Below are 24,486 nucleotides of genomic sequence, written 5' to 3'. Positions count from 1 at the left end.
CGAATTGAACTGTTTCCATAATCTTAAATGTTTTTTAGACATCTAATTTACGAATATATTCACGTTCCGTGAAAAACTCATGGGGGTTTGCGCTTGCTAAATCATGGGTATTTCATACGTTGATAATATTTGTTTTTTTAAGGAATATGGTATCGCCATTCTTCATTTGTGGTAGTTTTTTTGAATCATGGCGATTTCATAATAGTATACCTTTTCGGGTATAAATATAGTGATTTTATTTGATTTATACCTTTACGGGTATAAATATTATGTTTTTTATTGCATTATACCTTATCGGGTATATGATTTAGATATATTGCATATCGCGATATGCGATATGATCCAGAAGATTTAGGAGAATAGATAGATTATTTAATTTGCAAATTATTCTAATAACGGCGATAATCGCCGCTAATAGCTATTTATTTAAACTTTACTTTATGGTTTAAAGTAATAAATCAACTTTTACAATTGTTTAAATGCTCTTTATTTTGAGTGTGGATTACTACGTCAGTTTGATTCCGTGCTAACGATCTGCTGACTAATCTGGGCCATCTGGACAAGATATGCTAGAATAGACCAAATAGTTTTTTTTCTTTTTACCGTATTTGGTCTATTTAAATCTAAAATATCACTTACACCAAATTTATCAAAACCATCAAATAAAGCATCAACTCCTTTTTTCATTTTTAATTCCAATTCTTCTGTGTAAATTGGAATTAAAGTATAAAAATCTATTGTTTTGTAGTCCAATTTTAATTGATGAAATCCCTATATCATCAGATATTTGATCCCTAACAGGTGCACTGTTCTTTGATAAAGTATGTGTTTTTTGAAAGGTTGCCAAAATCAAAAAAGCCTTTAAACACTAGTGTTTAAAGGCTTTTGATCGATATGCCCGATAAGAGACTAAGTGATGTCATTATGTACCTTCATCAAAATAAAGGCATTTTTCCCAATCGAAGAAAAAAATATTTTGAGGAAATTACTGAAGTAGAATTTGAAGCGATGGAGAGTATTTATTTAGAACTATTTTCTCAATAGCATTTTCTTAAGAAATGTCAGTTGTTGGAGCTGGACTACTCACACGATTCTTTTTTTAAAAAGCGTTCCATTTAAGGTATTGTATTGAAAATGAGTTGTTATAATGTTATTGAGTGATTAAAAATGCCCGATGTTTTGGAAAAGAAAAAGGAAATCCTAATGTTAGAGTACGTTTTTGGTATTGGGTTTTTCTATTTTGATTGGTATTGGAAGAAAATAGTTTCCTATTGTTTTTAATTTCATAGTATTGTCAGACAATTTATGACGCATTTTTAGGATCTATTCATCTTCTCGTATTTCATGGGATACCAATGTCAAACATTACATCAGAAACGGATTATTCGACAACTTGCCCAATACCATAAAAGGCAAAATTTCCAAAACAAACAAGCACCGTTGGGATTTTACCTGTAGCTCAAAAATATTTAGTAGAAGATCAAAGTACAACGGGATATTTCGTTCCAAAGCAATCTGGAGTACAGGGGCAGGAACAGCCTCATGCCAATAATTTTATGCCAAAAAATGGACCTTTTATTAGAGTTCCACAACTGGTTAAAAACTGGCAGATCCTATTTTTAAAAATTAGTTTATATAGAAGTTGTTAATTCTTTGAAAGGAATTGCTTTGGGTTTTAGATCCAAAGTGATTGTTTTTTAAAACGATTCATATTTTTTCTGCAGTGTAATGACGCTGGCATATCGGAAAATGAGTTTTTTCTGTCTATCGGGTAGGATCCAAAAATGAGGTTTTGGAAATACCTGATCACCGCATTTTTTAGAATATTTGATGTTTACGTGCATCTACATTTAATAAGAAAAAGGGAACCTTAATTAGCAATACTTACAAAATCTTGGGCACAAATTTAAGCTACTATCCAAGTATGATCTAACCAATTACTACGAGACTATTTCAGGTGATAAAATCGCATTGGCACTTCAAAACGAAGCCGATAGAATGGGTAATTCTTTGTTGTTAGAGGAAGATAAAGAAGCTGAAATAATAGGCATTGAACTGTGATAAAAGTCACAGAAACTATGTTGTGGATACTTTACTTTCGCTCAAGAAATTTATTCTGGAAAGTAGCTAAAACCATTATTTCACGAGCATAAATAGTCACCAAAAACAAAATATAGTATAAGATTTCTAGGGTTTTTCTTTTTGGCCTCGTAATAAAAAAAGTATAAAATGACTCTAAACGGCTAGAGCTACTTATTGCTAACCGTTGGGAACAGCTAGAAAATAGTAGTAAAATTGATATCATTTTTAAATTAAAATATATAAACAAAGAAAAAAAATAGTATGTCAGATACAATAGAAAAAATTAAATGTCTTATTATAGGTTCTGGTCCAGCAGGTTATACTGCAGCTATTTATGCCGCCAGAGCTAATATGAATCCAGTTTTATACCAGGGGATTCAGCCTGGGGGCCAATTAACGACAACTAATGAGGTGGAAAATTTCCCCGGTTATGTTGATGGAGTTACTGGTCCTGAGATGATGGTTCAATTGCAGGCGCAGGCACAACGGTTCGGTACCGATGTACGTGACGGTTGGGCAACTAAAGTAGATTTTTCGGGAGCTATTCATAAAGTTTGGATCAACGACACTAAAGAATTGCATTGTGAAACCGTAATTATTTCGACCGGAGCTTCCGCTAAATATTTAGGTTTGCCTTCAGAACAACACTATTTGAAAATGGGTGGCGGCGTTTCTGCCTGTGCAGTTTGTGATGGGTTTTTCTATAGAAATCAAGAAGTAGTAATCGTTGGGGCAGGAGATTCAGCTTGTGAAGAAGCACACTATTTATCAAAACTTTGTAAAAAAGTAACGATGTTAGTGCGAAGTGAAAAATTCAGAGCGTCAAAAATCATGGAAGAGCGGGTTCGTAAAACAGCGAATATAACCATATTAATGAATCACGACACTGTTGAAGTATTGGGAGACCAGCAAGTAGTGGAAGGTGTTAGAGCAAAAAATAAAACTACAGGAGCTATTTTTGATATTGCCGCTACAGGTTTCTTTGTGGCTATTGGTCATAAACCCAATACGGATATTTTTAATGACTTTATTACCCTGAACGAGACAGGATATATTGTTAATACTCCAGGGACTTCAAAAACGAATGTTGATGGGGTTTTCGTAGCGGGTGATGCAGCAGATCACGTGTACCGTCAGGCAGTTACTGCTGCCGGAACAGGTTGTATGGCTGCTTTAGATGCAGAAAGATATTTGGCTAGCATAGAACAGTATCAAGTAGAACCATGCATTAAAGAGTCAATTTGATCTTGTGCCGAATTTAAAAACCGTCCCTAGTTAGTACAGCAATTGAATGTCCAGGAAATAACACTTAATTATAAAAATGAAAACAATTTCAAAATTACTAGTTGCAAATAGAGGAGAGATTGCACTGCGTATTTTTCGTGCTGCTTCCGAACTTAAAATTAAAACAGTTGCTATTTACACCTTTGAAGACCGATATTCACTTCATAGGTATAAAGCAGACGAAGCGTATCAGATCGGCAAAGACACTGATCCGTTAAAGCCTTATCTGGATATCGATGAAATTATTAAAGTAGCCAAAGCAGAAGGTGTAGATGCTATTCATGCGGGCTATGGTTTTCTTTCTGAAAATGTATTGTTTGCCTCTAAATGTTTAGAGAATGGCATCCTTTGGATTGGTCCGAACCCTAACACTATGGCGCAATTGGGGGACAAAGTGGCTGCCAAAAAAATTGCCCGACTGGCCAATGTTCCGCTAATTGAAGATAGTCAAATAGTCCTTTCTTCATTTGATCTTGTAGAGCAGGAAGCGACCCGGATAGGATATCCATTGATGCTAAAAGCAGCGTCAGGAGGAGGTGGCAGGGGAATGAGAGTTGTTAGAAAAGCAGACCAATTAGAAGGGCTCTTTAATGAAGCTAAAAGAGAGGCAAAAACAGCTTTTGGTGATGACACTATATTCATTGAAAAATTTATTGAAAGTCCCAAGCATATTGAAGTACAAATCTTAGGAGATAATTATGGTAACATTGTCCATTTGTTTGAGCGGGATTGTAGTGTACAAAGAAGATTTCAAAAAGTGGTGGAGATTGCACCGGCACCTAATCTAAAACAAGAAACAAAAGACAAACTGTACGGTTACGCGCTGGCAATTGCTAAAGAAGTAAATTATAATAACGCCGGGACTGTTGAATTCCTGGTTGATGCAGCCGAAAATATTTACTTTATAGAGGTAAATCCCAGAATTCAGGTCGAACACACTGTTACCGAAGAAGTAACTGGAATTGATATCGTGAGAAGTCAGATCCTTATTGCCTGCGGTCATAAATTATCAAGTCCGGGAATTTATATATTAGGACAGGAAAGCTTAAAATGCAATGGTTTTGCAATTCAGTGCAGGATCACCACCGAAGACCCTGCCAATGATTTTACACCCGACTATGGAACTATAATTTCCTATAGAAATGCCGGAGGATATGGGATTAGGATAGACGAAGGAAGCTCGTATTCCGGAGTTAAGATTTCACCATTTTTCGATTCCATGTTGGTTAAAATCACGGCGAGAGGCAGGACACTGGAAGGGACAAGTCAACGACTTTTAAGAACTTTAAAAGAGTTTACCATCAGTGGTGTTAAAACCAATATCCCATTCCTGGAAAATTTAATTGTACATCCTGATTTTCAAAAAGGAAATATTACGGTGAATTTTATTGGAGATAATCCTTCGTTGATGAAAATCAAAAAAAATTCAGACCCTACCACAAAAAATCTGGAATTTATAGGGAATACTATTGTAAACGGAAACCCAGATGTTAAATTTATTTTGCCTGAGAAGAAATTTTTAACCCCTAAGTTGCCTAATTCCGAAGGGTTGTATTATCCTGATGGGACCAAACAATTATTAGACGAATTGAAACCCCGCGCTTTTTCACAATGGATTAAGGACCAAAATCAAATTTTGTTTACCGATTGTACCTTGCGAGATGCACATCAGTCCTTATTGGCTACAAGGGTTCGTACGATAGATATGTTGCCGTTTGCAAAATCGTTTACCAAAGATTTTCCTCAGATGTTCTCTATGGAAGTATGGGGAGGAGCCACTTTTGATGTCGCCATGCGATTTTTGAATGAAAGTCCTTGGGATCGATTAGAGGAAATGAGAAAGGCAATGCCCAACGTACTGCTTCAAATGTTGATTAGAGGTGCAAATGCAGTAGGATACACTGCCTATCCGGATAACTTAATAGAAAAATTTATTGAAGTGTCCGCTGAAAAAGGAATTGATGTTTTTAGGATTTTTGATTCATTAAACAGTATCGACAATATGAAAACGAGTATCGATGCGGTAATTAAAAACACGAATTCTATTGCAGAAGTTTGTATGGGATATTCAGGCGACATTATGAATCCTGAGCGTCAAAAATTTGGTTTGAATTATTACCTGGATCTGGCAAAAAGACTTGAAGATACCGGGGCTCATATTTTATGTATTAAGGATATGGCCGGTTTATTGAAGCCGTACGCTGCCGAAAAACTGATCACAGAATTAAAAAAATCAATTGCTATTCCGATTCATCTGCATACCCATGATACTGCGGGAATACAGTCGGCTACATATCTTAAAGCGGTCGAAGCTGGTGTTGATATTATTGATGTAGCATTGGCTTCTATGTCAGGATTAACCTCCCAACCTAATTTTAATGTACTGGTAGAGGCCTTGAAAGGCACTCCAAGAGATTCGAAGTTTGATGTTGAAAAATTAAACCAATACAGCAATTATTGGGAAGATGTAAGAGAATATTATTATCCATTTGAATCGGATTTAAAATCGAGCACCGCCGAAGTTTATAAACATGAAATTCCGGGAGGGCAATATTCAAATCTTAAACCGCAAGCCTATTCTTTGGGTCTGGAAGAGAAAATGTCAGATATTAAACAAGCCTATGAAGATGCCAATCATTTATTGGGAGATATAATCAAAGTAACTCCTTCTTCAAAAGTAGTTGGAGATTTGGCTATGTTTATGGTGAATGGCAATCTTAGTAAACAAGATATATTGGATAATGGGGATACTTTGTCTTTTCCCAATTCTGTAAAAGGAATGCTTAAAGGTGAATTGGGACAACCCGATGGAGGGTGGCCAAGGGATTTTCAAAAAATGGTGCTGAAAGGGGAAAAACCATTTTTAGATTTACCCAATGCCTATTTAACTCCCGTTGATTTCGGTACAGAGTTTGAAATTTTTAAGAGAAAATTTTCTTCCTCTTGTACTATGGCCGATTTCTTATCGTATAAATTTTATCCAAAAGTTTTTGAGGATTATTTTAAGGTAATTGAGAAATATGGCAATGTAAGCGCGATACCTTCTACTACTTTCTTTTACGGATTGAAACCGAATCAGGAAGTCATAATCAATATTTCGGAAGGAAAAACAATTATCGTCAAGTTCCTGTATAAATCTGAGGCGGATTTAAATGGAATACGGACTGTTTATTTTAAACTTAATGGGCAAACGAAAGCTATTGAAATAAAAGACAAGTCGGTAGTGAGCCATGTAATTCAACATAGAAAAGCAGCATCAAACAAGGAAATTGGTGCTCCATTACCGGGCTTATTAAGTAAAATATGGGTTAAAGTAGGTGAAGAGGTAAAAGAAAACCAGCCGTTGTTTACTATTGAAGCCATGAAAATGGAAAATACGGTATTGGCGCATGGTTTTGGACTCGTACACGAAATCCATCTTAAAGAAAATAACATGGTCGAAAAAGGGGACTTGCTCATTGAGTATAAATAGAGTGCAACTAAAATAATTTATGATGATCACAGTTGAAAAACCGACACAATTGGAGCTTTACTTTGAAAAGTTCCGTCAGAATATAATAGGAATTGACCAAGAGTTTGAATCGCCCTACGGAAAAAAACAAATTGTTTATACGGATTGGACCGCCAGTGGCCGCTTGTACCGTCCTATCGAGGAAAAGTTAATGAATGAGTTTGGTCCTTTTGTGGCCAATACCCATACTGAAACTACAGTTTCGGGAACAGCAATGACTAAAGCATACCATCATGCGAGGCACATCATTAAACAGCATGTGAATGCCAGTGGCGATGATGTTTTAATTACGGATGGAACCGGAATGACAGGCGTTGTCAATAAATTCCAACGTATTTTGGGATTAAAAATACCGGAGAATTTAAAGGATTTTATTACTATTCCTGCTGAAAAGAAACCAATTGTATTTATTTCGCATATGGAACACCATTCCAATCAGACGTCCTGGTTGGAAACTATAGCAGATGTTGTTGTTATTCCGTCGAATGAAGATGGACTATTTAGTATAGCCAATCTCGAGCTTTTATTAGAAGAATATAAGGAGCGAAGTTTTAAAATTGCTTCGATAACTTCTTGTTCTAATGTTACCGGGATTAGAACTCCTTATCACCAGGTTGCTAAAATCATGCACCAGCATAATGGGCTTTGTTTTGTAGATTTTGCCTGTTCGGGTCCGTATGTTACAATAGACATGCATCCGCAGGATTCAGAAAGTTATTTGGATGCGATTTTCTTTTCACCTCACAAATTTCTTGGGGGACCAGGAACATGTGGTGTTTTGGTTTTTAATAAAAAACTATATCAAAACCTGATTCCCGATAACCCGGGCGGAGGAACGGTAAGCTGGACCAATCCTTGGGGTGAACACAAGTACATTGACAATATTGAAGATAGGGAAGATGGAGGAACGCCGGGTTTTCTTCAGGTGATAAAAACGGCGCTGGCTATCCAGCTGAAGGAAAAAATGGGAATTGAAAATATATTGAATCGGGAACATGAAATTGTCGATGTTATTTTCGAATCTCTTGGCAACATTCCAAATATTAAAATTCTTGCCGGTCAGCATCGAGATAGGTTAGGGGTAGTTTCCTTTTTTATAGAAGACTTACATTTTAACTTGGGTGTAAAGCTATTGAATGATAAATTTGGAATCCAAACTCGTGGAGGATGCAGTTGTGCAGGTACCTACGGACATTTTTTATTGCACGTAGATCAGGAAACTTCTCATAAATTGATTGACGAAATCACCTTGGGAGATTTAATGAGAAAACCGGGCTGGATTAGAATGTCTATTCATCCCACAACTACAAATGCTGAAATTGAATTTGTTTGTAATGGAATTAAAGCGTTGGCTGAAAACCATAAAAATTGGGCTTTGGATTATGATTATAATAAAGAGACAAATGAGTTCCTAAATAAACAGGCAAAACCATTTGAAGACGAATTAGTAAAAGGATGGTTTTCTGCTGAATGATTAACTTTCAGCTAGGACCAATAAAACAAACCTGATTTGATTTAATTGGTGTAAAAAAAGATTTTGTAAATTAATAATAGCCCTTAAAAAATAAAATATGTATCGATTTCAAGTAAAAAAAATGGTTATAGGCTCTCTATTTCTTTTAGGGATGAACACTATTTCGGCCCAAGATGGTCTGGTTAATTCTTTAAAAGTGAATGCCAGCGAAAAAAGCGTAGAAAGTTTCAAATTTACCGATATAATCAACCTGGCTACTACTCCGGTAAAAAACCAAGGGTCGTCAGGGACTTGCTGGAGCTATTCAACCAATTCCTATTTAGAATCAGAAATGGTACGATTAGGGAAGCAACCGGTAGAATTGGCTCCGATTTTCTCCGCTCGAAATGCTTATGTTGAAAAAGGCAAAAACTATGTTCGCATGCATGGTGCAGTAACACTTGGTGAAGGTGGTGCTTTACACGATGTTATTAATATGTACAAAAAATATGGAGCAGTTCCTCAAGAAATTTATACGGGGTTAAATTATGGAACCACAAAGAACAAGTTTGCCGAAATGGGAAGTCTTATGGAAGGTTTATTGGCCGCAGTTGTAAAAAATCCTAACGGAGAATTGACTCCAAATTGGGAAAAAGCGTATGCTGCAGTAATTGATTCTTACTTAGGAGCGGTTCCCGAAAATTTCATTTATAAAGGTAAAACCTATACTCCGCAATCATTTGCAAAAGAAGTTGTAGGTATTAGTCCCGAGGAATATATAGAAGTGTCCTCCTTTGCCAATGCTCCTTACTATACCAAAACCCTGTTAATGGTTCCTGATAATTGGTCCTTTGATCAAGTGTACAATGTTAAGCTGAATGATATGACCGATATTATTGACTACGCTTTGAAAAATGGCTTTACTGTAGCTTGGGCTTCTGACGTGAGTGAGAAAAGTTTTAGCTGGAAGAATGGTATGGCTTATATACCTGCAAAAAAAGTCGATGACATGACAAATGAAGAAAAAGAAAACATGTTTAACGGACCAAAAGCAGAGTTAGAAATTACCCCGGAATTACGTCAAAAAGCATTTGACAACTATCAGACTACGGACGATCATGCGATGCATATTATAGGCCTTGCAAAAGACCAAACCGGAAAAGAATATTATGTAGTTAAAAACTCCTGGGGTCCAACAAATGACTATAAAGGGTATTTGTATGTAAGTAAGAATTTTGTAAAATATAAAACAACTGCTTTTATGGTAAATAAAGCAGGGCTTCCTGTTGAAATTAGCAAGAAGTTAGGAATATAATAAATATTGGCTGTCTATCTAGGCCAGCCAAATTTTCACCGGGTTCAGGTACAGGTGGATTTTGAGTACAGATTTACAAGAAATTCGCATACTGTCAGTCAATGAACCTATTATATAGTGTGGGTTACAAAATATTATTTTAGAAGGAATAATTAGTTCAGGCTAGGTCACATGCACATTGAATACACTCCGGGGCGAAATATTAGTAGAATCTTAAGAGTTTTAAGGTAAGAGCTTTTAGAAAATCACAGATGTAATTCACAAAATTAAAGGAACATTATTGAGTGCTACTTTTTGGGTAAGTGATACTGGAGATTATAGTGCTATTAATAGTACGGATAATCTATTAAATGAATATTTGGAGCATCATAGGAAAAAGTTGATTATGAGAATTCAAATTTCATTATTGAATAAAAAAAAACAGGGGCTTTTCACTCCTTCGTAAAACAAAGCTCTTCACTTGTAGTGCAGAGTGATTTATCGCATCTTAATTTCTTTACAAATGAAAATTTTATACTGTGTTCTTGGTTTTTTGATGATGACTATTGGTTTCTCTCAATCAAAACAAAATGAAAGTCCTTTTTTAGATAATGGTGTTTCAGAGCAATTGGCTCGTTTTCGAAAAAATCAAATTTCAAATGTAATTTATGCATTATCTTTTGAAATTCCGAATCAAAAAGAAGAAGAAATCAACGCCCGTTTAATTTTAGATTTGACTTTATCAGATTTGAGCGAATCTTTATATTTAGATTTTAAAGAGAAATCTCAAAATATAAAAGCAATTGAAGTTAACGGAAAAAGTATAGCGATGATCTGCGTAAAAGGACATATTATTATTTCTTCTAAAGATTTAATTTTAGGAGCAAACACAGTTACCATTTCTTTTATTGCGGGTAATTTATCCTTAAACCGAAACGATGATTTTCTTTATACTTTATTGGTTCCAGACCGTGCGAGTACTTTGTTTCCGTGCTTTGACCAGCCTGATATTAAAGCGATTTATAAATTGGGGTTGGCCATTCCGAAAGATTGGTCTGTTTTGGCTGGTGCCAATGTGATAGACAAAGTCGAGAAAGGCAATTTTACAGTCTATACTTTTGGAGAATCCGATAAAATGAGTACCTATTTGTTTTCATTTGTTGCTGGAAAATTTAAAAGTGTTACTCAAAAACCAGGTGATTTACAAATGACGATGCTATTTCGCGAAAATAATCCGGAAAAGATTCAAATCAGTACCGATACAATTTTCAAATTACATCAGCAATCTTTAGATTTCTTAGAAAAATATACTGGTTATAAGTTTCCTTTTCAGAAATTAGATTATGCTTTGATACCTGTATTTCAATATGGCGGAATGGAACATGTCGGTGCAATTCAGTATCGCGAATCAACTTTGTTTTTGGATAAAAGCGCTACGGAAAGCGAAAAATTAGACCGAGCGAAACTAATTGCGCATGAAACTTCACATATGTGGTTTGGCGATTTAGTAACGATGAAATGGTTTGATGATGTTTGGATGAAAGAAGTGTTTGCGAATTTTATGGCAGACAAAATTATGAATCCTATTTTTCCTAAAGTGAATCATAATTTACAGTTTTTTAGCGCTCATTATGCCAGCGCTTATGCGGAAGATCGCTCGTTGGGAAGACATCCGATAAAACAAAATTTAACCAATTTGAAAGATGCAGGTTCACTTTACGGAAGTATTATTTATAATAAAGCTCCGATTATGATGCGTCAGTTAGAAGCTTCGATGGGAAAAGAAGCTTTTCAAAACGGAATTAAAAAATACATTCAAAAATACTCCAATGACAATGCCGACTGGAATGATTTAGTTGAAATTTTGGATGCAGAAACACTTCTCGACATGCAGAAATGGAGTAAAGTTTGGGTAAATAAATCGGGAAGAGCTATTCTTACGGATAAAATTAAATACGATGCCAAAAACCGAATTAAGAATTTTGGAATTAGTCAAAAAGGAGAAGATAAATCGAATAATGTCTGGCCTCAGGTTTTTCAAATCGGTTTGGTATATTGGGATAATGTGAAAGTGGTAGATGTCAATTTAAAAGATAAAAGCATCCATTTAAAAGAATTAATTGGGCAACCGAAACCCAATAGTATCATATACAATTATAATGGTTTTGGATACGGTGTATTTCCGCTTGACGCGAATAAATTAGATAACATTTTAATTTTAAAAGATGAGATGGCAAGGGCTTCAAGTTATAGTAATCTTTACGAAAATACTTTAATCGGAAAAATTCCGCCAACTAAAGCTTTTGATTGTTTCTTCAAAGCAATTCAATCAGAACAGAACGAATTGGTTTTGAAGATAGTCGTTAATAATTTAAGCTCCATTTTTTGGAAATTTCTCACAGAAAAGCAACATAATATAGTGCAAAAACAGTTGGAAGATATGCTTTATGTACGTTTGCAGACTGATTTGCCGAGCAACATCAAAAAGACTTTATTTATTTTTTTTAGTTCAATTGCTTATTCAGATTCGGGTAAAGAAAAATTATATCAGATATGGAATAAAGAAATTGTGATTCCGGGGTTGAAATTAAACGAAGACGATTATACTAATGTGGCAATGAATCTTACTATATTTAAACATCCAAAAGAAAATGAAATTTTAAATAAAACAAGAGTAACAATCACGAATCCAGACAAACAAAAACGATTTGAGTTTTTGCTTCCTTCTTTATCTAAAGAAGAGTCAGTTCGAAATGCTTTTATGGAATCTTTGAAAGACGATAAAAACAGAGAAAAAGAATCGTGGGTTTCAGATGGATTATCGAATATTCATCATTCGTTACGTCAGAAAAGCGCTCAAAATTATCTTAGATTTTCATTAGATTTGATAGAAGAAATTCAGCAAACAGGAGATATTTTCTTTCCGAAAGATTGGCTGAATAATACGATTGGGAAATATTCGTCTAAGTTTGCTTTTGATGAAGTACAGCGCTTCTTAAAAGAAAATCCTAATTTTAGTCCAATTTTAAAACGAAAATTATTGCAGGCGACTGACATTTTATACCGTGCTCAAAATATTAAAAAAGAGACTAAATAAAAAACAAATAGTCAATATTTGTGTAACAAATCAATCTAATTTCGGAATACGTTTTTTCAAATTTATAGCTCGGGAGCATAGTGAAATGGTTGCGAAAAAGAAATTCTTCAAGCTCGTCTTTGACGAATATTTACTTAAATTAAAATTCAATTCGAAGCGTTTACAAAGCGTTTTGTCTCTGCTATCAAAAGCCTCACAACTTATTATAATCAAATACATACTATTGGAGGAATTGGGATCGTGTTTTCAGGAACTCTAAAAAAAATTGAATATCAGAAAACCAGCAAAATAGCTGTAAAGGTTGCAGGTAATATTGGAATAGTGAAAAACCAATTCCGGTTTTTCTCCTACATGGTTTTTTTATTGCTTCAAAATACTCGTGCTTTATTTTGATAATTTTATTGAAAGCCTCACTTTTAAATCAATTCCTTATATGGAACCTTTAATTATAAAAGAATCGTGTTAAGAGGACTGCTATTGTTACTTTAATAGCTTGCTGTGAACAGTGTACTAGGTTATCTTCATTGGAATAGGTTATTTTTAATTGGCTTTCTAATTCTGCCATTACCGAATTTGAATAATTTTTCATTTGCTGCTAATTAAGGATTTAATACCCGTCGATTGTATTATTTGAGGTCAGCAAATCTATCTGGACGACTGCATTTTAGCAAATCTTTACTTGTGCAATTCCCGAATTGCATAGTAAAATTCTCGAATTGCATACTTTGTTTTTGATACTAATGCGGTGAATAAGCTTTATAATTACCGCAAAATTGCGGTGGTAAATGAAACTAATCACCGCATATTTTTTTATTTGCGGTAAATAGGTTCTGTCGCATCTAAGAATAATTTTTAAATTTGGGGATTTAAAAATTATTTAATTCATGAACACTAAAGGTCATTGTTATCCAAAAGCTATTATTCTCCAGGCAGTATACTTCAAACTTAGATTTACTTTAAGCTATTGAGATGTTGAGGAGATAATGAAGATGCGGGGAGTTCAGGTTGACCATGTTACAATTCAGCGTTGGGTGTACAAGTTTAGTCCTTTTATCGAGGCGCAAATGAAAAAACGAAAACTAAGAGTTGGGAAAAGTTGGAGAATGGATGAAACCTATATAAAAGTTAATGGTAAATGGTGTTATTTATATAGAGCAGTTGATAAGTCAGGTAATACGGTTGATTTCCTATTAACCAAAAGAAGGCAAAGGATGAGTGTTCAATCTTTTTTAATTAAGGCAATTGGTAATAATTGTAAGCCAGGAATAATAAATATTGACAAGAGTGGATCAAACATAGGCGCTATTAGAGTTTATAATCAGCGTTCGTTTTCTAAAATAGTGATCCGGCAATGCAAATACTTGAACAACATTGTCGAACAAGATCATCGTTTTATCAAGTGGAGAATTCTAAATGGATTAGGATTTAAAAATTTTGAATCAGCTAAAAGAACGTTAAGTGGAATTGAAGTTGTACATATGTTAAGAAAGAAACAGATGATTAATCCAAGTATAACTATGTTTAAATCATTCTGTTCATTGGTAGCATAACCCACCGAAAGCAATAATAAGTAGATTTATAATCGACAGCTGCGACAGAACCCGTAGTTGTATTCGTAATAAAATGTGTAATATCAGTATGTTCAAATCTCTTTTATAATATGTTTGTGTTGAATTTTAGATAATATAAATATATAGTAATTAATGAATAAAAGTATATTAAAACATACTATTTACTATATTTTCGCTATATTTGTATATTATAATATATATGTAATTATGCTAGGTTCAACTAATATTAAAGATGTAAAACTTAAGATAGGTGAGTGGTGTAAACAAAAAAGACTGCTATTTGGATTGTCTCAAGATGAATTAGCACAAGTTTTAGAGATGTCACGACTTACTATAAGAAAATTAGAAGAGGGAAAGAATGTTACTCTTGATACCTTATTAAAGGTAGTAAATCATTTTGATATGTTGGATAACCTTTATAATATTATTGATAATGATATTTCTAATAATAATATTAATTCTTTATACTAGATTATGGGGTTCTGTCGCATCTAAGAATAATTTTTAAATTTGGGAATTAAAAATTATTTAATTCATGAACGCTAAAGGTCATTGTTATCCAAAAGCTATTATTCTCCAGGCAGTATACTTCAAACTTAGATTTACTTTAAGCTATCGTGATGTTGAGGAGATAATGAAGATGCGGGGAGTTCAGGTTGACCATGCTACAATTCAGCGTTGGGTGTACAAGTTTAGTCCTTCTATCGAGGCGCAAATGAAAAAACGAAAACTAAGAGTTGGGAAAAGTTGGAGAATGGATGAAACCTATATAAAAGTTAATGGTAAATGGTGTTATTTGTATAGAGCAGTTGATAAGTCAGGTAATACGGTTGATTTCCTATTAACCAAAAGAAGGCAAAGGATGAGTGCCCAATCTTTTTTAATTAAGGCAATTGGTAATAATTGTAAGCCAGGAATAATAAATATTGACAAAAGTGGATCAAACATAGGTGCTATCAGAGTTTATAATCAGCGTTCGTTTTCTAAAATAGTGATCCGGCAATGTAAATACTTGAACAACATTGTCGAACAAGATCATCGTTTTATCAAGTGGAGAATTCTAAATGGATTAGGATTTAAAAATTTTGAATCAGCTAAAAGAACGTTAAGTGGAATTGAAGTTGTGCATATGTTAAGAAAGAAACAGATGATTAATCCAAGTATAACTATGTTTAAATCATTCTGTTCATTGGTAGCATAACCCACCGAAAACACTAATAAGTAGATTTATGCTCGACAGCTGCGACAGAACCTCTTCGTAGTGTCATGGTTAACGATTGAGGTGTCATGGTTAGGTGTCATGGTAGCGATATTAGGAGAAGTAGGCATATTATTAGAAGGTGTCAAGGTTTTTAATCAGGTAATGTGTGTTTAAATGGTATGTAGTCCATCTGTCTTGTTATCAGTCATTATAAATTATAATATTAGATGTGATTTACCGATTCGCTCTTTTAAATCCTTTTCTACCTTGGCTTCTTCTGCGAATTCATTCCATTTTTTTACTGTATCGTCAATTTGTTGAATGATTGTATTCGCCTTTTTTACATTCATTGATTTTGCCACTGAAAGTAAATCTTCTTTTGTAATATAGGTTCTCTTACCATTTATACTTAAGTTGTGCTGACTTACCCAATCACTGTCTGGGCGATACGCAAAACAAATATCATAAGCAGGAGAAAGTTCCCAATTACCATCCTTTTTTAGACGGAATGCAAAATTCTTAGTATGGTCGTCACAATTTCGTGCTATTACATTGAATACCATTCTTCTGTATAACTGTTCTGCTTGTGGATAAGGTAATTTTAATAAACGCATGGTTTGGAACAACTGTTCGTAACTGAAACTTGTTATTTGGTTGAAATCATAATGCTGCATGGCACATAAGGTTTGGATATGGTGTTTTTCCTCACCGCCTTCACGATCAAAACGTTTTGTCATGAAATGTGCCCTGCTATTTTCTTCGTATAAGCGGCATTCCATCATTTCAATCCCTGCCGCTTTTGCCATCAGGTAATAGGCCATTTCAATTCTGCCATAGCCAGTACTTTCCCCAAACTGTACATCACTTACCGTATCTAGTTTTATTAACCAATGTTCAAATCCTTTTGGTGCATTGGTTTGCCCTGATTTGACTTGTCCTGTTTTTTCATTGTAGGCAATAATAGCTTTGGGACGCGCTCCACCTGCTGAGGTTCCAATTTTAAGGATGTCCATCATGGCTTGTTGCTCGTCTTGGTTTAGATTGGTTTCAAACCCTTCTCTTTTGTAAAGCATCTTTTGGGTGATTGTTACCAAATTGTCCACTTCAATATCAAAAGCTCTTTTATTGGCTTTGAATTGCGAAGGTTCAAATTCTAGTGCGCCCATCCCGCGATTTCCAATAAAACATAATAGCTCTACAGGATTCATACTATTTTCCGGACGACCATTTTGGGCTAGCCAACTGTTAATTAATTGGTTTCCATAATCGTCAGGTAGTACATCTGCTAACAAGCCAGGAAGGCCTTTGAATGTTTTAACATCCCGTAGTTCCGGGAAAGAAAAAACACGTCTGTTAGCATTTGCAATGGACATTTTTAAGGGTGCAATATCCCATTTTTCAGATAAAAATTTTGGTTCAAATTGAAAGCTGGCTACACCTGTTTCCGGATTCCATGCTACAGCGCCGATGGTTTCGTTCCAAATTTTTACAAAAGCCGTTGTTATCATTACCAGTCTGTTTGTTTATTTGTATTATTATCGCTATTTCTAGCTCTTTGTCTTTTTTGTTGATCCAATTTTGCCAATTCTATTGGACTTATTTGCTCTTGTATTTTGAATATGTCCAAGATATAAAGCAAATCTAAAACGCGTAAAACCTGAAGTAAGGTAGGAATTGTAACTGCTTCTCCTTTTTCAAGTAAACTGAGTGTAGAACGGCTTATATTTGCAGCGACGGCAACTTCTTCCTGAGTTTTGTTCTGAGCTAAGCGATGGTGTTTCACAAAAGCACCAATGGTTTGCGCTAATGAATAATCACTCATTGCGATCCAATTTATGTATTGTTTATCATTCATAAAGTCGGTTTTTTGGTGTTAGTGACTGATATGTCATACAAAAGTATAAAAAAATAATAATTATTTCACTTATTTGTTTAATCTATTTTTTTGTTGTATCACAGGGGACTTTAGGTGATAATTAATTTGACGGGCCGGATATTTTTAAGATATACTGCTCGCCTTCTTTAAATGCATTACTCTGCTCAAGAACGACTTTGACTTCTTCTGCGCTGATACCGGAAATTGAACTGCTGAAAAGCTGTGCCCTCTGTAGCATTCTAATATAGGTATCAGGCTCCGATCTTCTTGTCAACTGTCGTAAACCACCTAAATAATCTTCACGGAAAACAGTTGGAATTATAATTTTAGACTGGCCTTCCTTGGCTGTTAAGAAAGAAACAGATGATTAATCCTGGTATAACTACGTTTAAATCATTCTGTTCATTGGTAGCATGACCCAACGGAAGCACTAATAAGTAGGTGCTTGACAGATGCGACAGAACCTATCATTCATCCCATAGTTTTTTTTGATAAAATTCAAAATGAGTTCTTTAGATCGTTCATATTTTTGAAGTGAAGCACTAGAGCGTTCCTCATTTAGTACTTTTCTTTTAAAATATTTAATATACTTGTCCAGAATTTTAATAATGGTAACCTGATTTGTGTTGCCTTTTATTTTTGTTTTTCCGCTTAGCTCAGCTTTTAATAATTCTAAGGATACTTCGGGATCAATTTTGAAGAGCTCATTGAATTTTTTCTCTGCATTGAGTTGAAAAAGATCAAGAGCGTTTTTGATCACTTTTTCTTTTTCTAGTTTTAGAACATTTCTTAGGTTGTTCGTAAAGAGCCATCTTTCTTTAGAGATGGATTTTCCCGTGCTTATGGCAATGGTTTTCGTTTTGTAGGATATGCGGGCAAATACAGGTGATTCTCCGATTTTGTCTACTTTTTCAGCTTTTAGGTAAAAAATTACTTTTAACATGGTATCTAGTTTTTAAATTAATATTCAAATTGATTTAAAAATTTCGATAGAGCCCTATGGTATCAGGGAATTCCCGGGGAATTCTCTTTTTTAGTGCACCCAAAATGGAAAAAAAATCCAAAATTTTTGGGTGCACTAATAGGTGCACTGTTCTTTGATAAAGTAGGTGTTTTTTGAAAGGTTGCCAAAATCAAAAAAGCCTTTAAACACTAGTGTTTAAAGGCTTTTGACTTTTAAAGTTTCTTTTGAAACCTTATGTGGCGGAGAAAGAGGTTCCGATGCCTTTATAATAATCCCAGTAAATACGGGGCTTTCGATACATTATTTAAAACAGGGTCACCAATAGGGTCACTAGACTTTCAGAGTTTTTATTTGTAACTATGTAAAGGTAAGGAATTAGTGTTTAATTGGTTAACTTTCGATGCAATAAGGAATATTCCTTGTGTTTAAAGAGTTAAGAAGGGTATTTTTTCTTAATAAACATAATTACCTTAAATCTATTTTAGGTACTATGTAAAAATGCTTCGGCTGGAATGCCAAAATAGTTTTTAAGCTTTTGAGCCATTTTTAAGGTGATTTCACGCTTGCCCGACAATATTGCCGAAACGTGTCCTTTACTCCCTATGATAGGTTCTAAATCTTTATTTTTCATTCCCATTTCTTGCATTTTTATTTTGATAACTTCTAAGGCATCAAGTTCAGGCATAGAATAATGTCTGTCGTCATAATCTTTTATTAAAATAGACAACAAATCTAATTCGTCAAATTCAGGTGTATTAGGTTCTACATGGAAAATTTCCATAAGTCGTAAGGATGCCTTGTTGTAATCATCTTCGGTTTTTAATACTTTCCAGTTCATAATTATTTTTTTATAAAGTTTAGTATGTCGGAATCAAAAGCGATCGTTTCAACATTGATTTTATCATATGCTGAATGTGTTCCGAACCATATTAAATAACAAGTTTGCTGCTGAAAATTAATAGATACAACTAATCTAAAGTCATTTCCTTTGATATTAAATACGACCCTATTATTGTTTACAATACTTGCATTTCCATAAACTTTCTTAAGTTCATTAAAATTGTTAAAAGTTATTTCTGAAAACTCATTATGCCAAATGTGCAATTGCTTTTCTGCAATTGGAAATTTGTGAATGTAATAGTGTAATGTTTTCTTAACAAGAACTTTCATTTGTCAAAGATATAAAAAAGTTTTCAATTTGCAAACTTTTGTTTTCCATCTTTAATACATAATATTGTAATAGAAGTTTAGATTCTTACGGAAGTCTTTCTTCTATCAAATCTTTCCAAATTGTAAATCCTTTTCTTTCATCTGAATAGTCATGAAGTATGCGACTGAAATTCTCTGGTAGATTTTCTATAAATGTTTGTCTCCCATTATTTCTAATGATGTTAAGGTAATGGTCAACCTGTTTTAATTTGTCAGGAAGTGTTCGCTTGTCATTATCAAAATGCCAAATGTATGTGGCTTCTTCGGTGTTCAGCGTTTCTAAAATAATATGAAATCCTTCTTTTCCGGCTAAGAGAAAAACAAATGAAAAAGGATTAAGGACAAATCGAATTTTAAGAATAGTCCTTTCGTGACGGTCGGCTAAATATTGTAAGTGCTTATAGTGTTTGTAGTTTTTATTATGTAAAAAATCATTTAATAATTCGTCTCCAGAATCATATAACTTGTAATTATTTTCACTTTGTAATTGGTTAATATCAAGCAAATTTTCCTGACTTATTGCATTTGCTTTACCCAAGAAGATCTTCGTTATAAATTTAAATTTGACTCCTTCAATCAATTCTCTACTTATCTTTTTTAGGTCGTCGGATAATGCCAATTGAGAAATTAGTTTACCATCTTCAAATTCAGCTTGAATAGTAGCAGTAATATTTTTTATTTTGAGTGTCTTGGAGAAATAAGCTTTCAAAACCTCAAATTCTGGTCTGATTTCGAGATTTTCAATATCAAATTCAAGATCTGTTTTCATTTCAGGCACATTGTATTTGAAAGCAATACTTCCGTATCGAAATTCAAGTTTTTCAAATAGAATCTTTATTTTCTGATCAATAGTGAAAGTGGTTTTTGAAACAGTAATTTCCTCTTCAGGTTCATCAAATAAGGTGGCTAGTTTATCTATTTTTCTGTAATAAGCATTTCTCTTCAGAAACATTTTGTTTAAGTAATCAATCTTGATGTCCCGATAATCATAAATAGTTGGAACTATTTCCGATCGTTGAACTCTACCGACGTATTGAATTAATTTGCCTTCAAAAGAAAATGGATAAACAAGAAACAGACAATTGGCGTTTTGCAAATCAGTTCCTTCACCAAAGAATTGTCCAGTGGTGATTAGTACTTGATAATTACCTTCCTTTAGTAATTTCCATTTTGAGTTTTTGGCACTTTCAGAATCTTCTCCACTTAAAGTAATTGCTTCGTAAGACTGTTTTAAATATTGATAAAGAGAGTCAATGTGTTCTTTGCGTTCGGTTATAATAACGATTTTCTTGTCTGACTTCAATTCGTTGATTATATCTTGAAGAATTGCCTTGTTTCGAGTAGAATCGTGAACTAGAATTTTTGATAAAGTTTCAAATTTGTCGGTCTTTGAATTGAATGGCACATCAAGTGCTGTGTTTCTGATAATAATTTTTGGCCTTTTAGATGTGCTTATTTCATCTGATTTTATTTCAGCGATCACTTCACCTAAGTGAATAAAGATAAGTTTACTATCATTATATTTTCTAAATGGAGTTGCGGTCAATCCATACAAATAAAAGGTTTGCAATTTTGTAATTGTATTTCTGAATGTTTCAGCAGGAATATGGTGGCACTCATCTATAATAATAGTCCCAAAGGCATTTAAAAGTTTTCCCGCATCAGCTTTTTCAAGTTCCTTTGATAAACTCTGAATCATGGCAACTGTTATTTGTTTTCCTATTTTAGTTTTGCCTTGCCCGATTTTTCCAATATCATTTTTTGGTATTCCTAAAAAGGTTTCAATTCTTTCTATCCATTGTTCCGCAATTTGTTTGCGATGCGTAATGATTAAAGCGGGTTGTCTTTTCTCTGCAATGATTTTTAGTCCTACAACCGTTTTACCAGAGCCGGGTGGAGCTACAATTACTCCTAAATCTTTCTTACCAATAGTGTCAACAACTATTTGCTGGTGTTCTCGTAGTTGTGCGTTAAATAAAAAAGAAACTTCATTTAGTTTTTTTCTTTCATCATTAAAATCGTGTTCGATTTTATTTTCTCTACAAAAGCGAATTATTTTTCCAATAAAACCTTTTGGAATGATTATAGCATTTTCAGTTTCTTCAACAAACTTGAAATAACGTTCGGCTCCAAAAGTATTTTTACCCATTTTCTTTTTTATTAAAAATTCCGTATTCAGAAAATTTAATTCTTCTTTTAGAAAATTAATTAATAGGGTAGATATTGCGTTACGATTAATTTTTACAACATTGTTTAATGTTATGATCAGCTTTCCATTGTTAGATTGAGATAAAGTTGGAATAGCAATGTTTTGTGGTACAATATAAATTTGGTAAAGTTTATCGAGTGCTGTTGTTGAAATTCTTTGGATGTTTTTAATATAATCCCATTGGTCTGAAAATGGCCGTAAATTATCAATTTCAATAAAACAACTATTTCCTTGTTCCAATGTTTTTTTATAAAACGGAAGTGCTATTAAGTTTCCAAATCCTTTTCCGGAAAGAAAATCTTGATTAGGAAACAGCCTATCAAAACTGGAACTCTTGTCAAACAAAGAAAAAATTCCTGCTTGCTCTAAAATCGAAATAAATAGCTGCCTGCTTTTAATTGCCGGATAAGGTTGTTCAAAAAAAATCCAAACATGTCCACCTTTACCTGAACGTGAGCGTTCCAAGTGGGACGGAATTCCTTTTTCTTTACAAGCAGTTATAAATCGTTTGCAATCTTCTACCCAGTTTTCTTTATCAAAGTCAGCGACGATAAACCACGAAGTATTGTCTTTTAGTAAAGGGTAAATTCCGATTAGTTGTTCCCCATGGAGGTGTTTTTCAATTTCTTTGTCAGTAAAAGACAGATATTCTTTATCTGTGTAATTTTGAAAAGTGCCACCACTCATTTTATGTGCCCGATATCTATATGGATCATAGAAGTATGCTGGCATATAGCCGCTTTTATTTCCCTTTTCCCAGCGAACTGCAAATACATCTTCTCTGCCCATAAAAACAGATTTGAATAGTTCGATTTTGTTTAATGGTACTGATGGTGACATCTATTTGATTATTGTTCAGTAATTATGATTTAACTTTCCTATAGTTTCATCTAGGATTTAAGGATCATTTTTTTTTGTAATTTAATCCACTGATGTATCTTAGAAGAAGAAATTATTCGTTGAATCATTATACTTTATTTTCCTTCAACGGTTTTATATGCTTGGTTTGGATGGTTAGGAATATTTGGAAATCTAAAGAAAAAATACTTAGTTTACTCTTTACTTTCCTTACTTATTTCCCAATAACCACCCTTGGTGCCGTGGCGCAATAGGATTCCTTTTTTCTTTAATTTTGCTAATTGTTTTTCGACTGTAGTAGTGCTTATTGCTAATTGGGAAGCCAATTGGGCAATACTAATTTCTTTGTCATTTTTGATAGCGACAATTATTTTGATGGAAGTATCTCCCAACTTATCTCCCAACTTATCTCCCAACTTATCTCCCAACTTATCTCCCAACTTATCTCCCAACTTATCTCCCAACCTTGAATCTCCTTGTTCGGTTGCTTCCTCGGTAGTTTTTCTGTAAAGTATGGTTTTGAAATCTTCGTCTTGAAGAAATACGGGTTCTTGGAGTCCGGCTTCTTTACTCAGTCGGATGATATCGGCAGTACCTGTTCCCAAGCGTTCGATGTAACCTGCCAAATACATGGGATGAGCCAACAGTGGATTGAAAGGAATTGAACTATGCAGGGTTTTTAGTTTTTCGGTAGTCCAGCCCATAGGTAATAAACCAGGATTCCATATTTCCAGACGATCCCTAAACATCATTACCTGAACACTCCCATTTGAAGTATAATCACGATGGGCAATGGCATTTACTAAAGCTTCAGCAATGACTTCTCTTGGAATTTCGTATTGTCCAGGAATGTCTGCATTCTCAGACCGAGTACCTACTGAATAATCTAATTTGGACAAAATGAAGTCTTCTGACTGATTAACCAATTCAAAAACATCACCCTGAAATACCTTGTAAGAAGGGATTGGTTTTTCTACGATGTTACCCTGGAAATAAGCGCAACGAACTTCTGCATTTATGAAAAACCGTTGTGGGTTTTTTCCAAACAAAAGCAGAGCAGCATTGGTCACCCTGTTTTCTTGACAGAGATTTAAGTGGGTTAAAACCACTTCAACAGAAGCGGTTTCCGGTAGTGGAAAACCTCTTTTTGATTTTGCTAAACGAACAAAGGCAGCAACTTTTTCGGTATCGATGTCCTGCAAAGTAGCTTTTGGATGTAAAGAAGCGTCAAAAGGACCTGTTCGAATGATTTCCTTTTCTTCTAAATATTTGACCAAAGCAGCATAAACAGAAGCTTTTAATTCTTCGACAGAACTAAAGCGTTTTCGGACTAAAGCAGATTGAACTTTATTGATAAAAACATTTTGTTGTGGGCGTCTGTCAGATGAGCTATTTGATGTTAGAAAAACAAGACGGGTTTTGTGGTGTAAAGTGGCATGGTCAAATTCTCTTTCAGTAGGAGAAATTCCTGCAGCATCCTCAAAACCATAATCATTGCCTAAAATTCCTAAATAAATATCACAAAGTTCCACTTCTCTCAGATAGAGGTTTGCCGCATTCTGGTCGCTTGCAGGTAACAGTTCAAACAAGAAAGGTTCGAAAAATTTCCCCAACAATGGGTCGGATAATAAATATTCGTGTAAAGCCCAACGCTCTTTCGCCATTTCGACTTGTACGCTACTGATGAATATTTTTATTTTTCTCATTCTTTATACTGATCTGTAATTGGATGGGCAATAATAATCAAAATATTTGGTTTTTTTGAAGTTCAATGATTCAAAAAATTAAAGATTCAGGTTCAAGGTTTAATAGTAAATGAACGACTTTTTTGGAGACAAAGCGAAGACCTCTGCAAATTTTTTGGCGGATATCTTTAT

General features: G+C 34.2%; 16 protein-coding genes and 2 pseudogenes. 9 read left to right on the top strand and 9 right to left on the bottom strand.

All coding sequences use genetic code 11. From position 1 onward, the window contains the following. Positions 1–510: 510 nt before the first annotated feature. Positions 511–756: pseudogene (locus tag ACNQGN_RS17730) on the bottom strand (suppressor of fused domain protein); the annotation flags it as partial. A 138-nt stretch (positions 757–894) separates the two neighbouring features. On the opposite strand from ACNQGN_RS17730, the gene ACNQGN_RS17725 reads away from it, so the two are divergent. The 6 genes from ACNQGN_RS17725 to ACNQGN_RS17700 all read left to right on the top strand — a co-directional run bounded on the left by ACNQGN_RS17725 (position 895) and on the right by ACNQGN_RS17700 (position 12,721). Next, on the top strand, positions 895–1,044 hold the full coding sequence (locus ACNQGN_RS17725) for a hypothetical protein (RefSeq protein WP_417989160.1): 150 nt from the start codon (positions 895–897) through the stop codon (positions 1,042–1,044). A 1,299-nt stretch (positions 1,045–2,343) separates the two neighbouring features. Further along, a complete protein-coding gene (gene trxB, locus ACNQGN_RS17720; RefSeq protein ID WP_417989159.1) occupies positions 2,344–3,327 on the top strand; it encodes a thioredoxin-disulfide reductase in 984 nt (327 codons plus the stop codon). A 76-nt stretch (positions 3,328–3,403) separates the two neighbouring features. Further along, positions 3,404–6,838 carry a pyruvate carboxylase gene (locus tag ACNQGN_RS17715; RefSeq protein ID WP_417989158.1) on the top strand — a complete coding sequence of 1,145 codons (3,435 nt, stop codon included), beginning with the start codon at positions 3,404–3,406 and terminating at the stop codon, positions 6,836–6,838. A gap of 22 nt (positions 6,839–6,860) precedes the next feature. Next, positions 6,861–8,351, top strand: coding sequence for an aminotransferase class V-fold PLP-dependent enzyme (locus ACNQGN_RS17710; protein ID WP_417989157.1), 1,491 nt, complete (start codon positions 6,861–6,863; stop codon positions 8,349–8,351). Between the two features lie 97 nt (positions 8,352–8,448). Continuing rightward, on the top strand, positions 8,449–9,645 hold the full coding sequence (locus ACNQGN_RS17705; protein WP_417989156.1) for a C1 family peptidase: 1,197 nt from the start codon (positions 8,449–8,451) through the stop codon (positions 9,643–9,645). A 502-nt stretch (positions 9,646–10,147) separates the two neighbouring features. Continuing rightward, positions 10,148–12,721, top strand: a complete 2,574-nt coding sequence (locus ACNQGN_RS17700) for a M1 family metallopeptidase (RefSeq protein ID WP_417989155.1) — start codon at positions 10,148–10,150, stop codon at positions 12,719–12,721. A 442-nt stretch (positions 12,722–13,163) separates the two neighbouring features. Here ACNQGN_RS17700 and ACNQGN_RS17695 read toward each other — a convergent pair whose 3' ends face one another. Continuing rightward, positions 13,164–13,310, bottom strand: coding sequence for a hypothetical protein (locus ACNQGN_RS17695; protein WP_417989154.1), 147 nt, complete (start codon positions 13,308–13,310; stop codon positions 13,164–13,166). Between the two features lie 295 nt (positions 13,311–13,605). Between ACNQGN_RS17695 and ACNQGN_RS17690 the strand changes: the two are divergent. The 3 genes and pseudogenes from ACNQGN_RS17690 (at position 13,606) to ACNQGN_RS17680 (ending at position 15,493) form a co-directional block, all read left to right on the top strand. After that, positions 13,606–14,271 (top strand): annotated as a pseudogene (locus tag ACNQGN_RS17690) (IS6 family transposase). Positions 14,272–14,424: 153 nt separating this feature from the next. Beyond that, positions 14,425–14,763, top strand: a complete 339-nt coding sequence (locus ACNQGN_RS17685) for a helix-turn-helix domain-containing protein (protein ID WP_417989153.1) — start codon at positions 14,425–14,427, stop codon at positions 14,761–14,763. A 64-nt stretch (positions 14,764–14,827) separates the two neighbouring features. After that, positions 14,828–15,493 (top strand): IS6 family transposase, encoded by a 666-nt coding sequence (locus ACNQGN_RS17680; RefSeq protein ID WP_417989152.1) that lies wholly within the window; start codon positions 14,828–14,830, stop codon positions 15,491–15,493. A gap of 215 nt (positions 15,494–15,708) precedes the next feature. On the opposite strand, the gene ACNQGN_RS17675 is transcribed toward ACNQGN_RS17680, so the two are convergent. The 7 genes from ACNQGN_RS17675 to ACNQGN_RS17645 all read right to left on the bottom strand — a co-directional run bounded on the left by ACNQGN_RS17675 (position 15,709) and on the right by ACNQGN_RS17645 (position 24,315). Further along, positions 15,709–17,001, bottom strand: a complete 1,293-nt coding sequence (locus ACNQGN_RS17675) for a type II toxin-antitoxin system HipA family toxin (protein WP_417989151.1) — start codon at positions 16,999–17,001, stop codon at positions 15,709–15,711. After that, on the bottom strand, positions 17,001–17,348 hold the full coding sequence (locus ACNQGN_RS17670) for a helix-turn-helix domain-containing protein (protein ID WP_417989150.1): 348 nt from the start codon (positions 17,346–17,348) through the stop codon (positions 17,001–17,003). Before ACNQGN_RS17670 ends, ACNQGN_RS17675 begins: the two co-directional genes overlap by 1 nt. 451 nt (positions 17,349–17,799) lie before the next feature. Then, on the bottom strand, positions 17,800–18,312 hold the full coding sequence (locus ACNQGN_RS17665) for a hypothetical protein (protein ID WP_417989149.1): 513 nt from the start codon (positions 18,310–18,312) through the stop codon (positions 17,800–17,802). 502 nt (positions 18,313–18,814) lie between these two features. Next, on the bottom strand, positions 18,815–19,171 hold the full coding sequence (locus tag ACNQGN_RS17660) for a helix-turn-helix domain-containing protein (RefSeq protein WP_417989148.1): 357 nt from the start codon (positions 19,169–19,171) through the stop codon (positions 18,815–18,817). 2 nt (positions 19,172–19,173) lie between these two features. Further along, positions 19,174–19,503 (bottom strand): type II toxin-antitoxin system HigB family toxin, encoded by a 330-nt coding sequence (locus ACNQGN_RS17655; RefSeq protein ID WP_417989147.1) that lies wholly within the window; start codon positions 19,501–19,503, stop codon positions 19,174–19,176. A gap of 85 nt (positions 19,504–19,588) precedes the next feature. Next, on the bottom strand, positions 19,589–22,591 hold the full coding sequence (locus ACNQGN_RS17650) for a TOTE conflict system archaeo-eukaryotic primase domain-containing protein (protein ID WP_417989146.1): 3,003 nt from the start codon (positions 22,589–22,591) through the stop codon (positions 19,589–19,591). A 212-nt stretch (positions 22,592–22,803) separates the two neighbouring features. Beyond that, positions 22,804–24,315, bottom strand: a complete 1,512-nt coding sequence (locus ACNQGN_RS17645) for a DUF4062 domain-containing protein (protein WP_417989145.1) — start codon at positions 24,313–24,315, stop codon at positions 22,804–22,806. Positions 24,316–24,486: the final 171 nt, after the last annotated feature.

The organism is Flavobacterium rhamnosi (assembly GCF_048286515.1).
Taxonomy (GTDB): domain Bacteria; phylum Bacteroidota; class Bacteroidia; order Flavobacteriales; family Flavobacteriaceae; genus Flavobacterium.
Note: the sequence above shows the minus strand (reverse complement) of the source record. Positions and strands in the feature narration are given on the sequence as shown.